Raw genomic sequence first — 14,723 nt, 5'->3', positions numbered from 1 at the left:
CAAAGAAAGCGGCTGCTCTCGCCAATCGGTTTGACCTGTTTGCTATTGAGTTTCATTTTCCTAGTACTTTTGGTCTCGATTGCTTTGGGATCCGTTCCCATGACTTTCCCAGAACTCTGGCAAGCCCTGTGGGGGCAGGGGGATCCCATTCGGCAGACGATTGTTTGGCAGTTGCGGCTGCCGCGGGCGCTCTTGGCCCAGTTGCTGGGGGCGGCTCTGGGGATGGCAGGGGCCCTGTTGCAGGGGATGCTGGGCAATGGGCTGGCGGATCCCTACCTGCTGGGCATTTCGGCGGGGGCGGGCCTGGCGGCGGTGGGGTTGCTCACCTTGGGAGAGTGGACGGCTTGGGTGCCCCTGGCCGCTTGGGTGGGCGGGGTGCTGACTACCGTGTTGGTGTACGGGTTGGCGCGTACTCCCTCGGGACTGGCGGTGGAGCGGCTGATCTTGGCGGGGGTGGCCGTCAGCGCCCTGTTTGGGGCCATTAGCTCCACCTTGTTGTTGATGGCAGATGACCGGGTGCAGGTGGCTCTCACCTGGTTGATCGGCAGCTTGAGCGGGCGGGGCTGGCCAGAGGTGCAGGTGGCCGGGGCGTATATCCTGGTCGGCTTGGGATTGGGATGGGGGCAGGCGCGGGCTTTAAACCTGCTGAGCTTGGGGGAAGAGATGGCGGTGAGCTTGGGGATCCCTCTGGCGCGGACGCGGGTGGTGATTGGCCTGGTGGCGGCTTGGCTGGCGGCAACCGCCGTCAGTGTGGGGGGGTTGATCGGCTTTGTCGGTTTGGTGGTGCCCCACATGGTGCGGCAGGGGGTGGGATCCGATTACCGCTGGCTGTTGCCCCTTTCTGCCTTGGCAGGGGCGACCCTGCTGAGCGGTGCCGACATCCTGAGCCGTTTGGGCCCGATAGAGCTGCCGGTGGGGATTGTCACCGCTGTGATGGGGGCTCCCTTTTTCGGCTGGCTGCTGTGGCAGCAGGGGGCAGGGCGATGAGAGAGCCCATCCTGCAGGTCGAGGATTTGAGCGGGGGCTACGGATCCCGGACGGTGGTGCGACAAGTGAGCTTCAGCGTGCAAAAGGGGGAATGGCTGAGCATTGTCGGCCCCAATGGTTCGGGCAAATCGACGGTGCTGCGACTGTTGAGTCGGGTTCTGATTCCCCAAGCTGGGCGCGTGTACTTGGGCGGTCGGGATCTGCACGCTCAACTCACTCCAAAGCAGGTGGCCCGGCAGTTGGCTCTTTTGCCGCAGCAGCCGAGGATCCCGGCAGGGCTAACGGTGCGGCAATTGGTCAGTCTGGGGCGTTCTCCCCACCAGCCCTGGTGGGCGTGGCAGTTGACGCGGGCCGATTGGCAGCGGGTGGAGTGGGCTCTAGAGCAGACGGGACTGGGATCCCTGGCGCTGCGGCGGGTGGAAACCCTTTCGGGGGGCGAGCGGCAACGGGCTTTTCTGGCGTTGGCTTTGGTGCAGGAGCCGCAGGTGTTGCTGTTGGATGAGCCCACCACCTTTTTGGATCTGCGCCACCAACTGGAGCTGCTGGAGCTGTTGCAACGGCTGAAGCAGGAGCAGGGCCTGACGGTAGTTACGGTGCTGCACGACCTGAATTTGGCCATTCGCTACAGCGAGCAGATTGCCTTGCTGGGATCCGGCCAGATGCAGGCCCTGGGGTCTCCCTTGGCGGTGTTGACCCCCAGCCGGGTGCGACAGGTGTTTGGCCTGGAGGTGGAGTGGATCTCGACTCCGGTAGGGCCCCAGCTTTGCCCCCTGCGCAGCACAGCTCCAGCGGCAGCAAGGCTCCTCTCCCTGCCGGTGTCAGGGGGCTGAGGGAGGGTTTGTCCGGTTTGGAGTGAGTTTTTCCTGGGGTGGATTTGAGGAGTCTGAGAGGTTATGCGCGTGAACGGTCGTTGGTGGCGGGTGGTGAGTTTGGGGTTGAGTTTGGGAGTGGGCTGGGGATCCCTGTCCCAGGCTCAGCCCAATGCCCGGATCCCTGATTCGACAACTCCGCCGCTGTTGGCCCAGGCCACTCCTGCGCCGACCACCTTGCAAGAGCAGATTAGGGAGCTGGAGGCGCAAATAGAGGCTGCTCGCCGGCGGGGGGATCAGGCAGAGGTGGAGCGGCTACAGGCCGAACTTCGGGCTCTCCAGCAGGAAGGCACGCCGATCTTTAACCTGCAACAGGTCACCGTAACCGGTACTCGCACCGAGCGCACTTTGGCCGACTCACCCGCCAGCATTACCGTCATCGACCGGGAGCGGTTGCGGCGGGAGCTGGTTCAAAACATTCAGGATCTGGTGCGCTACGAGCCGGGGGTAAGCGTGCGGCGCAGCGTTCGCTACGGCCTGCAGGACTTCAACATCCGCGGCCTCGACGCCAACCGGGTGTTGATCCAGGTGGATGGGATCCGCCAGCCGGAGCGATTTTCCTTCGGCCCCTTCACCATTGGCCGGGATACCTTTGAGCTGGAGACCCTGAAAACTGTAGAAATTATCCGCGGCCCCGCCTCCACCCTCTACGGCAGCGACGCGCTGGGGGGTGTGGTGACCTACACCACCCTGGATCCAGCCGATCTGCTGGGGGAACGGGACAGCCATGTGGGCCTGTCCAGCCAGTACGACAGCAAAAACCAAGGGTACGTCAACACCCTTAGCTTGGCGGGTCGGCAGGATAACTTAGAGGCCCTGCTCATCTACACTCGCCGCGACGCCAGAGAGCCGGATATTAAAGCGGATCCCAGTTTCAAGGATCGGCAGACGGTGGAGGGAGACAATGTTCTGGCCAAGCTGGTCTATCGCTTCAGTCCCTTTGACAGCCTCACCCTGACGGCGGAATACTTCAACAACCGCACCACCACCACCTTTTCGCCCCGCAACCTGGATCCCAGCATCCGCTTTTTCAGGGAGACCATTGAGACCGAGCGCAGCCGCCTCAGCTTGGAATATCGCTACGCCAACCCCGATACCCCCGCTTTTGAGCTGGCCACCGTCCAGATCTACTACCAGCCGGCCCGCACCCAGGAGCCCAGCGTGGAAGAACGCACCCTCACGGTACAAGGTCGGCCCGTGCCTGTGCGTCGGGATACCTTCAACGAGCTGGTCAGCAACATTCTGGGAGCCAGCGTACAGGCCCAGAGCCGCTTCCAAACCGGGGATCTCTCCCACCGCTTGGTGTATGGAATGGAGATCTCCACCACCCGCAACGAACGTCCCCGCAACCGCTTCCAAACCAACCTGCTGACCGGGGCAGTCACCCAAAACATCCCCCCGGACACTTTTCCCACCAAAGATTTTCCCGACTCCGATACCGTGCGCTTTGGGCTGTATTTGCAAGATGAGATCGACTTTGGGGGCGGCAACTTTACCCTCATCCCCGGCATCCGCTACGACACCTACCGCCTCACCCCCAGCCCTGACGAAGCCTTCTTGAAAAGTGGGGCAGAAGCCGCCAGCCTGTTTGCCGATGCCATTTCTCCCAAGGTGGGCCTGGTGTGGAGGATTAATCCCAACCTCACCTTTACGGCCCAGTACAACACCGGTTTTCGGGCCCCTCAGTACAACGAAATCAACAGCGGCTTCACCAACCTGGTCAGCCCCTTCTTCCGCTACCGCACCCTTTCCAATCCCAACTTGCGACCGGAAACCAGCCAAGGCTTTGAAGTGGGGTTGCGGGGGATCTACCCCCAGGCCAGCTTTAGCTTGGCCGCCTACTACAACACCTACAACGACTTTATCGAGGCTTTCCGGGCGGTGGGATCCGAGCCTTCACCCCCCGGCCCGCCAGGGAGCCCGCCACCTCCACCGGTGACTCTCTTTCAGAGCCAGAACGTCAGTCGGGCCCGCATCTATGGTGTAGAAGCCACCGGGCAGTACTTCTTCAGCCCCGATTTGACCGGCTGGAGCCTCAATGGCAGCTTTGCCTGGGCGGTGGGGGATAACCTCACCGAAAACAAACCCCTCCTTTCCATTGAGCCACTGACGGCAGTACTGGGACTGCACTACGACGATCCCAGCCAGATCTGGGGAGCCAGGTTGGTGGCCACGCTGGTGGCGGATCCCCGCGACCCGCAACGGGAGGTAGTGCAACCGAACCCCAACGCTCCACCTCAAATTCCGTTTGTGCCCAAGGGCTACACCGTGGTGGATCTGCTGGGCTACTACAACCTGGACGACAACTGGCAATTGAATTTCGGGGTGTTCAATCTCTTTGATGAAAAGTATTTTCTCTACTCCGAAACCCGCTCTCTCTTTGTCGGCCCTGAAGTGGAACGGCTGGCCCAGCCGGGACGGCATGCTGCGCTCAGTTTTTCCACCCGGTTTTAGGGGCCAAGACCCGAGGCCGTGTTTACTCTGGATCCTGCTCTAACCGATGCTTGCCGAGCCACCTGCCCGCACCCCCAAGGGATCCCTCTCTCTTCTTCGGAAGTCCTGTCCCCAGCTTTTGTGGCGACTGCAGGGGTGGTATTGGCAGCAGGCGGGCATGGCCTGGGAGGCGGGGCTGGCTTGGTTGGCGTTGTGGCTTTGGGCTGGCGCAAGAGAGAGCGGCTGGCTGGAGTGTGCCGAGGAGCTGCTGCAAGAGGCTTGGGTGGCCGGCTATAGCTGGGCTGCCCTCTGGACAGCTTGCCAGGAGGGGGAAGAGCCGCCGGGGACCGTCCTCCACCTGCGAGCCAGGGATCCCCGACCGCTGCGCTGGGAGGGGTTGATTTCCCTCCTCTTGCACCTGATGGCGCTGCTGGGGCTGGCTTGGTGGGGATCCCGGCCTTTATCAGACGCAGAACTCCGGATCCCAGTCACGCTTTTGCTGGAGGATCCCGAGCCACAGTTGCTCGAACCGGATTCAGAATCCATAGAATCTCTCCCACCAGAGCCAACAGCAGAGCCGCCCGGCCCGGCCCCGGAATCGCCCCCTGCAGACGATCTATCCCCACCGGAGCCTGTGCCCCAAGAGATCGAGATGCCAGCCATCCCGGAGGCTGAATCTTTGCTGGCCCTGCAAACTCCGACCCCTACGCCTCCACCGACCCCTACACCCATTCCCACGGCAAAGCCAGAACCCACCCCTACTCCTCCACTGACCCCATTACCGACAGCCACCCCGCAACCCACTCCTCCGCCACAACAGCCCACCCCAACTCCGGCGGTTACCCCCACCTCTACAGCGACTCCACTCACCTCCGCCCCGGTTACCTCAAGCACCCCTCTGCCCCGCTTTACCCCCTTGATCCAAGGGATCCGTTCCAGCGTAAAGACTGCCGCCGCTCCGCCTTCCCCCGGCAGCGAGAGCAGATTGGGGCCAAGGGATCCTGAAACTGGGACACCTGGCGGTATAGGTGCAGCCCAACCCCATTCCTCTGCCCCAACACCTGCCACCCCCAGTTCCTCCCCACCGACAGTGGCTGCCAACCCCCAGCCGGACATCCTGGCCCGCCCGATCCCCGGTCGCAATCCTCCGCCCCCCTACCCCCCTCAAGCTCGCCGTCTCGGCCAACAGGGGCAGGTGCTGCTGCGGGCCAAGGTCAATGCCCAGGGGCAGGTGCAGCAGGTGGAGATCGCCTCTTCCAGTGGGTTTCCCGCCCTGGATAGGGCAGCGCAGGAGGCGGTGCAGCGGTGGGAATTCAGCCCGGCCTTGAGAAACAACGTCCCCATCGAGTCTTGGGTGGTGGTGCCCATCCAGTTCACCCTCAATTGATTGCTGTTTGGGAATTGTTTTGGAGATTGTCTATGCTGTCTCGTCTTTCTCGCCGTCAACTGTTTGCCTTTGGTCTGGCCAGCGTGGGGGCCTGGGGAATGGGGCGTTTGGCCCAAGCCCAAGGTCGGATCCCTCAGGAGCCACTCCTGTCAGCAAGACAGAGTCCTTTTCGTCGGGTAGTCAGCCTCACCACCTTGACTGCCGATATCCTCTATCGCTTGGCCCCCGATAGGTTGGTGGGGATCCCTGCCAGTCGTTTGTTGGAGGAGGATCCCCGCTTCCAAGGCTTGACCCGCCTGGGGCTGGGCAACCAACCCAACCTGGAGCAGATTGTGGCCCTACAACCGGACTGGGTGGTGGGGGCCAGTGGCTTTCACGAGGCTCTGGCAGAACGGCTGCAGGAGCTGGGGATCCCCACCTACCTCACCCGCGTGGACAGTTGGGCTGCTTTGGAAGAGACGATTGCCACCCTGGCTGCTGCTTTGGGGGCGGATCCCGATCCCTTGCTGCGGCAGTATGGATCCCTTTTGCCCCAGGAACTGCCCCGCGTTCGACCCAAAACCTTGCTCTTGGTGGGCACCCAGCCGATTCTTTCTCCCAACCGGCAAAGCTGGGCCGGGGATCTGCTGGAACGCTTTGGCGCGGACAATCTCACCGCTACCTTGCAAAGCCAAGGGCCTTTTCGGGGCTACGTCACCCTTTCGGCAGAGCGCATCCTGGAAGCCAACCCAGAAGTTCTGCTGGTGGTCAACCCGGAGGCGGCGGATCCCTTGGCGTTTTTCCGTTCCCGCCCCTTTTGGAATCGGTTGCAAGCCGTCCAAACTGGGAAAGTTTATGGATTTGACTACTACGGCTTGGTCAATCCCGGTAGCTTGGAGAAAATTAGAGTTGCCTGCGAGCAGTTGGCTAGGGTTCTTTTGAAGGTGGGATAGAGGGGCAGTAAACGCTGTTTTTCCTAGCAGGGGAAAGGGGATCCCCCTCTCCTATGCATAAACCACAACTTAGCTATGCCGAAATCGCATAGCTCGTTAAGAAGTGTAACGCCAACTACCAAAGTCAATGGTTCGTCATCGCTAGGATAGGCGGCGTTCATCCCACGGCAGCGATCATGGCGAACCAGTTTGAACGCCTTAAAAGCGAGAAGGATGGGCTGGCGGTTAAGGACGAGCTGGAAGCTTTTGCCCAAATGGGCTGGGAGAACATCCCCGAAGACGACCGAGATCACCGCCTCAAGTGGCTGGGGATCTTCTTTCGCAAGCGCACCCCTGGCCAGTTCATGCTGCGGCTGCGCCTGCCCAATGGGATCCTGACCAGCGGCCAAATGCGCAAGTTGGCCGAGATCCTCCGCCCCTACGGCCAAGATGGCGTAGCCGACATCACCACTCGGCAAAACCTGCAACTGCGGGGCATTCCCATTGAGGACATGCCTCAGGTTCTGCGGCAACTCAAGGAGGTGGGCCTGACCAGCATCCAGTCAGGCATGGACAACGTGCGCAACATCACGGGATCCCCTCTGGCCGGTATCGACCCGGATGAGCTGATCGACGTGCGTGGCCTCACCCGCAAAGTGCAGGACATGGTAACCAACAACGGCGAGGGCAACCCTTCCTTCACCAACCTGCCGCGCAAGTTCAACATCGCCATCTGCGGTTGTCGCGACAACTCGGTGCATGCCGAGATCAATGACCTGGCTTTTGTGCCTGCTTTCAAAGAGGGCAAGCTGGGCTTCAACGTCTTGGTGGGAGGCTTTTTTTCGGCCCGCCGCTGTGCCGAGGCCATCGGGCTGGACGTTTGGGTAGATCCCCGCGATGTGGTTCCTCTATGTGAGGCGGTGCTGCTGGTCTATCGGGATCACGGCCTGCGGGCCAACCGGCAAAAGGCACGGCTGAGGTGGCTCATTGACGAGTGGGGCCTGGAGAAGTTTCGGGTGGCGGTGGAGCAGCAGATTGGCCACCCTCTGCCCAGAGCGGCGGAAAAAGACGAGGTGGTCTGGCACAAGCGGGATCTGCTGGGAGTACACGCCCAAAAGCAACTGGGCCTTAACTTTGTAGGCCTGCACGTGCCCGTCGGGCGGCTCAACGTCCCGGAGATGAGGGAGCTGGCTCGCTTGGCGGAGGTGTACGGCTCCGGAGAGCTGCGGCTAACGGTGGAGCAGAACGTGCTCATCCCCAATGTGCCCGACTCGCGGGTGGGGCCGCTTCTCCAAGAGCCGCTCTTGAAAAAGTTCTCCCCCAACCCGGGACCCTTGCAGCGGGGGTTGGTGTCCTGTACGGGCAACCAGTTTTGCAACTTTGCCCTCATCGAGACCAAAAACCGCGCCGTGGCCCTGATGGAAGAGCTGGAAGCTGAGCTGGAGATTCCTCAAACGGTGCGCATCCACTGGACAGGCTGTCCCAACTCCTGCGGCCAGCCCCAGGTGGCCGATATTGGCCTCATGGGCACCACCGTTCGCAAGGACGGCAAGCCGGTGGAGGCGGTGGACATCTACATGGGAGGAGAAGTGGGCAAAGACGCCAAGCTGGGCGAATGCGTGCGCCAAGGGATCCCTTGCGAAGACCTCAAGCCCGTCTTGGTGGAGCTACTGATTGAGCACTTCGGGGCCAGGCCGCGTCGTGATCCCTCGGCTGCTCAGACCTCTGCTTCCCCCTTGATGACCTACTAGGCAGTTCGTCGTTCGAAATTTTGGAGGTTGTGATGTCTAAGCTATTCAACACTTCCTCTCCCATCTCCCGTCGCCAGTTTTTGGCTGGAGCAGCTGCCCTTGCAGCTGGAGCAGCTACGGCTGGGATCCCCCGCGCCCAATCCCAATCCTTGGGCCAGGGCTACTGGGTAGCTCAGGCTGATACCCCAGAAACCACGCGGGTCAGGCTGGGATTTATCGCCCTCACCGATGCTGCCCCCCTCATCATTGCCAAAGAGAAGGGGTTTTTTGCCAAGTACGGCATGAAAGACGTGGAGGTGGTCAAGCAGGCCTCTTGGGGCACCACCCGCGACAACTTGGTGCTGGGATCCGCCGCCGGCGGCATCGATGGGGCGCACATTCTCAGTCCCATGCCCTACTTCATCACCACGGGCAAAATTACTGACGGCAAGCCGGTACCCCTGTACCTCCTGGCCCGCTTAAATCTCGACGGTCAAGGCATCAGCATTTCCAACGAATATCGGGATCTGAAAATTGGCTTGGATAGTTCCCCCCTCAAAGCCAAGTTTGCCGAGTTGCGAGCAGCCGGCAAAGAGCCCAAGTGTGCGGTCACCTTCCCCGGCGGCACCCACGACATGTGGATGCGCTATTGGCTGGCGGCAGGCGGGATTGATCCCACTCGCGATGTTTCCCTCATTGTGGTGCCGCCTCCGCAAATGGTGGCCAACATGAAGTCCAAGACCATGCAAGCTTTCTGTGTGGGCGAGCCTTGGAACGCCCAACTGGTGAACCAAAAAGAGGGATATTCCGCCATCACCACCGGCGAGCTGTGGAACGGCCACCCAGAAAAGGCCTTTACCCTACGGGCCGACTGGGCAGATGCGCACCCAAAAGCCACCCTGGCCCTGTTGAAAGCAATCCTAGAAGCCCAGATCTGGTGCGATCAGATGGAAAACAAAGAAGAAATGTGCCGCATCATTAGCAACCGTCGCTGGTTGGGGGTTCCCGTAGCGGATATCTTGGGCCGCGCCAAAGGCACTTTCGACTACGGCACCGGCAAGGTTGTTGAGAACAGCCCCCATTTGATGAAGTTCTGGCGAAATAGTGCTTCCTACCCCTTCAAGAGCCACGATCTCTGGTTCTTGACGGAAAACATCCGCTGGGGTTACCTGCCTGCTGACACCGATACCAAAGCTTTGGTGAATAAGGTCAACCGAGAAGATCTCTGGCGCGAGGCCGCCAAAGCCATTGGCCAGCAGGCTGCTATTCCCCCCAGCACCTCCCGCGGCGTGGAAACCTTCTTCGATGGGGTGAAGTTCGATCCCGAAAATCCTGCCGCCTATCTGGAGAAGTTGGCGATTAAGAAGCTGGCCTAACTTGCTGACTTGCCTGAGTTGGTAACTGCCCAGGAGAGAAGGGATCCGCCAACTTCTACCTAGAGTGTTCAAGTTGAACCCCTTCTCTCTTGGGATCCCTCTAAGCTAACTTCAACCTCACTCCTAGTAGACTATGAGACTTCCCGAATCCGCCCTAAAGTTGAGCTACCACCTCTTGCGGATCTTCCTTTCCCTACTGGCTGGCCTAGGACAATGGCTGCTGAAAACTGGCCCAGGTTTTGCTCTTCAGGCCAACGCCGGCATTGGTTCACCCGCTAGCTCTACCTTTGCTTGGCGGCAACGGGTTCAGGTTTACAAGGTGCTGCGCCGCATTCTGTTGCCCGCCACGGCCATTCTAATCCTGCTCATTCTCTGGCAAATTGCCTATAGCCGGCCGGGAGCCAACTTGCCCACACCTCTCCAAGTTTGGCAGGACACTTGGGATCCCCTCATTAAAGATCCCTTTTTTGACTATGGTGGCAATGCTAAAGGGCTGTTCTGGCAAATTTGGGCCAGCTTGCGGCGGGTGTTCATTGGGTTTGCCCTGGCCGGCTTGGTGGGGGTCGTGGGCGGCATGATCATTGGGGTTAACCGCTGGCTCTACGAGGCCTTGGATCCCATCTTTCAGGTGCTGCGCACAGTGCCACCTTTAGCCTGGCTGCCCATTTCCTTGGCCGCCTTTCGCGATGCCAATCCTTCCGCCATTTTTGTTATCTTCATCACTGCCCTCTGGCCTATTTTGATCAACACCATCGCTGGCGTGCAGCGGATCCCACAGGATTACCGCAATGTGGCCAGAATTCTGCGTCTGTCTGGCTGGAAGTATTTCTTCAAGATCGTCTTCCCGGCAACCGTGCCCTACATTTTTACTGGCTTGCGCATTGGGGTGGGCCTGTCTTGGCTGGCTATTGTGGCAGCAGAAATGTTAATTGGCGGCGTGGGCATTGGATTCTTCATTTGGGATGCCTGGAATAGCTCCCGCGTTAGCGAGATTATTCTAGCTTTGGTCTATGTTGGCCTAGTTGGACTGTTGTTGGATCGCATCACGGCTTGGATTGGCTCGCTGGTGGTGAGCGAAGATCACTAGGCTAAGTTTTCCTGCTCCCAACAATCTATTTCAAGGAATCCCTTAGGTAGCCTTATGAAGACCCAGCCCTACATCGAAGTTGATCATGTAGACAAAGATTTTCTTCTAGACAATGGAGAAGTCTACCCTGTCCTGAGAGACGTCCATCTAGAGATCCAAAAAGGGGAGTTTGTCTCGCTCATTGGCCACTCCGGCTGTGGCAAATCGACCTTGCTCAATATCCTTGCCGGCTTAGAGAAGCCATCCCGGGGCGGTGTTCTCTTGGAGGGCCGGCAGGTGACGGATCCCGGGCCGGATCGCATGGTGGTGTTTCAGAACTATTCCCTGCTGCCCTGGTTGACGGTGCGGGAAAACATTGCTCTAGCCGTAGACGAGGTGCTGGGATCCCTTCCCAAAGCGGAGCGGAAGCAGATTGTGGAAGAGCACATCCGGCGTGTGGGGCTGCAGGGGGCAGCCGACAAGCGTCCGGCCCATCTGTCGGGGGGGATGAAACAGCGGGTGGCCATTGCCCGGGCTTTGGCCATTCGCCCCAGGGTACTGCTGTTGGATGAGCCGTTCGGGGCCCTGGACGCCCTTACCCGCGGCAGCCTGCAGGAGCAACTGATGGAGATTGCCCAGGCCGAGCAGCTCACCTGCGTCATGGTGACCCACGATGTGGACGAGGCGCTTCTGCTTTCGGATCGAGTGGTGATGCTCACCAATGGCCCTGAGGCCCGCGTCGGCCAGATCTTGCGAATCCCGTTTCCCCGCCCCCGCCACCGCCTGGAAGTGGTGAATCACCCCGAGTACTACAGCCTGCGGGGCGAGATGATCTACTTTCTCAACCAGCAAAAGCGGGCCCGCCAGAAAACTCTCACCCGCGTGGCCATCGCCAAGGGGGGGCTGGAAAAAGTCAACTTGGCAATTGGCTTTGTGCCCCTCAACGACTGCGCCCCTCTGGTGGTGGCCCAAGAAAAAGGCCTGTTTCAAAAGCACGGTCTGGAACAGGTCACCCTGGTGCGGGAGCCGGGCTGGAAGACCATCTGGGAAGGGATCCGCTCCGGTCGGCTGGATGCGGCTGTGGTGGTGGCCGGGATCCCGTTGGCGTCCACTCTGGGAGTGGGGGGAGTGCTGGTGCCTTTGGTAACCTCGTTAACCCTCTCCCGCGGCGGCAGCGCCATTACCTTTGGGCGTCGACTTCTGTTGCAGGGGGTTTTTAGCCCCTGGGATCTTGGCAACTACCTAAGGCAAACCCCAGAGGCCGTCCCTACCCTGGGGGTGGTTCACCCAGCTTCCCTGCACAACTTCTTGTTGCGGCACTGGCTGGCCAGCGGAGGGGTGGATCCGGATCGCGACGTCACGTTGACAGTGATCCCGCCGCCGCAGATGGTGGCCCACCTCAAGGCCGGCAACATCGATGGCTACTGCGTGGGCGAGCCCTGGAACTCCCGCGCCGTTAGGGAAGGGCTGGGGTTCATCGTCACCACCACTCCCGAAATCTTGCCCAGCCACATCGAGAAAGTCCTAACAGTGCGCCAGGACTGGGCCCAAAGCTACCCCCGCACCCACGTGGCTCTGGTCAAGGCGTTACTGGAGGCTTGCCACTACTGCGATCAGCCGCAGCACCGTCCCCAGATCCTGGAGTGGCTGGCCCAGCCTCAGTATGTGGGCGCGGCCCTGGAGGATCTGCAGCCGGGGTGGAGGGGTGTCCTGCAGCGGGGAATTGCCGATGAATCGCAAGTGATTGTCGGTTTCCATCAGTTTGCCAACGGGCGCAACACCTGTCCGGAAAGATTGGAGCACCTTTGGATCCTGACGCAGATGGCTCGCTGGGGCCTCTGCGCTTTTCCTCGCAATTGGGTTTCTGTCCTCGAGCAAGTGCTAGACGACAAGACCTATGCCCTAGCTGCCAGCGACCTGGGGCTGCCGGATCGGGCCCACGACCGTGGAGCTTTGCTCTTTGGCGATGGATCCCGCTTTGATGGCGAGGATCCCATTGCCTACCTGGAGTCGGTGGCCATAGGGCAGGAGCCGAAGCTGCAGAACTACCGGCTTAGCGAAGTTTAGCTTTTGTTACCTTACTCAACCCGAAAACGCCATGATGACCAGCTCTCGCCTATCTTCCTCGCCCTCGTCTTCAACAATTTCTGCCGCAGGGCTGCCTCTTCTGCGTCTTCAGAATGTGGGCAAGACCTACTGGACTGCGGCAGGGCCCTTTGTTGCCTTGGAAAACATCAATCTGGAAGTAGCTGCCGGGGAATTCGTCTGCATTATTGGCCACTCCGGCTGTGGTAAGTCCACCTTGATCAACATGGTGGCCGGGTTTTCTGCTCCAACGTCCGGGTCCATTACCCTCAAGGGCCAGCCCATCACTGCTCCAGGGCCGGATCGGATGATGGTGTTTCAGAACTATTCCCTTTTGCCTTGGCTGACAGCTTTTGAAAATGTTTATCTGGTGGTGGATCAGGTCTATCCCGATAAATCCCCCAGAGAGAAAAGGGAAATCGTTCAGGAACACCTGGAACTCGTGGGTCTGGCCGAAGCAGCCCACAAGCGGCCCAAGCAGCTTTCTGGCGGCATGAAGCAAAGGGTGGCCATTGCGCGCGCTCTGGCCGTTCGCCCCGAAGTGCTGCTACTGGACGAGCCCTTTGGGGCCTTGGATCCCATCACCAAGGAAGAGCTCCAGGATGAGCTGCTAGCCATTTGGCGGGATCACCGCTGCACGGTTTTGATGATTACCCATGACATCGACGAGGCTCTTTATCTATCAGACCGGGTGGTGATGATGACCAACGGCCCTGCTGCTCGTATTGGCGAGATCTTGACCATTCCTTTCGAGCGACCGCGCATCCGCTCCCGTATCCTGGAAATGCCTGAGTTTTACGAGCTGCGCCACTCTGCCCTCGACTTTCTCTACCGTCGCTTTGCCCATGTCTTGGATTAAGCCATGACGGCCTCTGGGCACCAACCTCCGTCGCCCCTTCAGCAGCAGGCTAAGCAGCAGGCTTCTCGTCGCCTTTTGAAGGGATCCATCATCGGCGCTGGGCAAGTGGGCATGGCCTGTGCCTACGCGATGGTTATCCAAAACACGCTAGACGAGCTGGTTCTTCACGATATCGACCGCGCCAAGCTGGAAGGGGAAGTGATGGACCTGGTGCACGGGATCCCCTTTGTCGAGCCGACGCGGATCTGGGCAGGGGAGCTGGCCGACTGCGCCGGGTCTGATGTGGTGATTTTAACGGCAGGGGCCAAGCAGCGGCCTGGAGAAAGCCGCTTGGATTTGGTCCACCGCAACGTCGAGATCTTCAAAAGCCTGATCCCGGCCCTGATGGAGCATTGTCCAGAAGCCATCTTCCTCGTGGTGAGCAACCCCGTTGATGTCATGACCTATGTCTCTTTGAAGTTGTCGGGGCTGCCGCCAAGGCAGGTGATGGGGTCGGGAACGGTCTTGGATACGGCTCGCTTTCGCTACCTTTTGGCCCAGCGGCTGGGGGTGGATCCGCGCAGCCTGCACGCCTACATCATCGGCGAGCATGGGGATAGCGAGGTGGCCGTCTGGAGCAAGGTCAATATCGCCGGCACGCCAATTGGCCAGCTTTCACCGGCCTGGGATCCCGCCCACTTGGGGGATATTTTCGAGCAGGTGCGCAACGCCGCCTACGAGATCATCCGCCGCAAAGGGGCCACGAGCTATGCCATTGGCCTAGGGGTGGCGCAGATTGTCCAGGCGCTGGTGCGGGATCAGCGGCGGGTTTTAACCGTGAGCAGCCTCACCCAGGGGGAGTACGGCCTGCCGGAGGTCTGCCTTAGCTTGCCCAGGGTCGTTGGACGGCAAGGGGTGGAGCGCACGCTAGTCATGGCCCTTACCGAGAGCGAGCAGCAGCAATTGCACCGCTCGGCCCAGATCTTGCGGCAGGTCATTGACAGTATCCAGTGGTAGCTTAGATTTCCCCTGGCGGAGGGT

Annotated in this window: 11 protein-coding genes; all 11 read left to right on the top strand. The window is 60.2% G+C overall.

The genetic code is table 11. The features are described 5' to 3' along the window. The coding region (locus tag NW806_RS07865) for a FecCD family ABC transporter permease (protein ID WP_414410660.1) at positions 1–987 on the top strand (987 nt) is incomplete at its 5' end. Beyond that, positions 984–1,817 (top strand): ABC transporter ATP-binding protein, encoded by an 834-nt coding sequence (locus NW806_RS07860; RefSeq protein ID WP_414410659.1) that lies wholly within the window; start codon positions 984–986, stop codon positions 1,815–1,817. The genes NW806_RS07865 and NW806_RS07860, both read left to right, overlap by 4 nt. A 63-nt stretch (positions 1,818–1,880) precedes the next feature. After that, the gene (locus tag NW806_RS07855; protein WP_414410658.1) at positions 1,881–4,310 is read left to right on the top strand and encodes a TonB-dependent hemoglobin/transferrin/lactoferrin family receptor; all 2,430 of its coding nucleotides are present in this window, start codon (positions 1,881–1,883) and stop codon (positions 4,308–4,310) included. A 46-nt stretch (positions 4,311–4,356) separates the two neighbouring features. After that, on the top strand, positions 4,357–5,676 hold the full coding sequence (locus NW806_RS07850; RefSeq protein WP_414410657.1) for an energy transducer TonB: 1,320 nt from the start codon (positions 4,357–4,359) through the stop codon (positions 5,674–5,676). Positions 5,677–5,708: 32 nt separating this feature from the next. Beyond that, entirely contained in the window at positions 5,709–6,608 is a 900-nt protein-coding gene (locus NW806_RS07845; RefSeq protein ID WP_414410656.1) for an ABC transporter substrate-binding protein, read from the top strand. Between the two features lie 176 nt (positions 6,609–6,784). Beyond that, complete coding sequence (locus NW806_RS07840; protein ID WP_414410655.1) at positions 6,785–8,338, top strand: ferredoxin--nitrite reductase; 1,554 nt, start codon at positions 6,785–6,787, stop codon at positions 8,336–8,338. A 32-nt stretch (positions 8,339–8,370) separates the two neighbouring features. Further along, positions 8,371–9,693 (top strand): CmpA/NrtA family ABC transporter substrate-binding protein, encoded by a 1,323-nt coding sequence (locus tag NW806_RS07835; RefSeq protein ID WP_414410654.1) that lies wholly within the window; start codon positions 8,371–8,373, stop codon positions 9,691–9,693. Between the two features lie 133 nt (positions 9,694–9,826). Further along, complete coding sequence (ntrB, locus tag NW806_RS07830; RefSeq protein WP_414393981.1) at positions 9,827–10,780, top strand: nitrate ABC transporter permease; 954 nt, start codon at positions 9,827–9,829, stop codon at positions 10,778–10,780. 54 nt (positions 10,781–10,834) lie between these two features. Then, positions 10,835–12,826 (top strand): nitrate ABC transporter ATP-binding protein, encoded by a 1,992-nt coding sequence (locus NW806_RS07825; RefSeq protein ID WP_414410653.1) that lies wholly within the window; start codon positions 10,835–10,837, stop codon positions 12,824–12,826. A 34-nt stretch (positions 12,827–12,860) separates the two neighbouring features. Further along, on the top strand, positions 12,861–13,703 hold the full coding sequence (locus NW806_RS07820; protein WP_414410670.1) for an ABC transporter ATP-binding protein: 843 nt from the start codon (positions 12,861–12,863) through the stop codon (positions 13,701–13,703). 75 nt (positions 13,704–13,778) lie between these two features. Then, positions 13,779–14,699, top strand: a complete 921-nt coding sequence (locus tag NW806_RS07815) for an L-lactate dehydrogenase (RefSeq protein WP_414410669.1) — start codon at positions 13,779–13,781, stop codon at positions 14,697–14,699. Positions 14,700–14,723 lie beyond the last annotated feature (24 nt).

The organism is Synechococcus sp. W65.1, assembly GCF_047461615.1.
Taxonomy (GTDB): Bacteria; Cyanobacteriota; Cyanobacteriia; order Thermostichales; family Thermostichaceae; genus Thermostichus.
This window is presented reverse-complemented; position numbering and strand designations above follow the sequence as displayed.

Coding starts and splice junctions, on each gene's coding strand:
- NW806_RS07860 (WP_414410659.1), top strand. CDS start 984: ATGAGAGAGCCCATCCTGCAGGTCGAGGATTTGAGCGGGGGCTACGGA.
- NW806_RS07855 (WP_414410658.1), top strand. CDS start 1,881: ATGCGCGTGAACGGTCGTTGGTGGCGGGTGGTGAGTTTGGGGTTGAGT.
- NW806_RS07850 (WP_414410657.1), top strand. CDS start 4,357: ATGCTTGCCGAGCCACCTGCCCGCACCCCCAAGGGATCCCTCTCTCTT.
- NW806_RS07845 (WP_414410656.1), top strand. CDS start 5,709: ATGCTGTCTCGTCTTTCTCGCCGTCAACTGTTTGCCTTTGGTCTGGCC.
- NW806_RS07840 (WP_414410655.1), top strand. CDS start 6,785: ATGGCGAACCAGTTTGAACGCCTTAAAAGCGAGAAGGATGGGCTGGCG.
- NW806_RS07835 (WP_414410654.1), top strand. CDS start 8,371: ATGTCTAAGCTATTCAACACTTCCTCTCCCATCTCCCGTCGCCAGTTT.
- ntrB (WP_414393981.1), top strand. CDS start 9,827: ATGAGACTTCCCGAATCCGCCCTAAAGTTGAGCTACCACCTCTTGCGG.
- NW806_RS07825 (WP_414410653.1), top strand. CDS start 10,835: ATGAAGACCCAGCCCTACATCGAAGTTGATCATGTAGACAAAGATTTT.
- NW806_RS07820 (WP_414410670.1), top strand. CDS start 12,861: ATGACCAGCTCTCGCCTATCTTCCTCGCCCTCGTCTTCAACAATTTCT.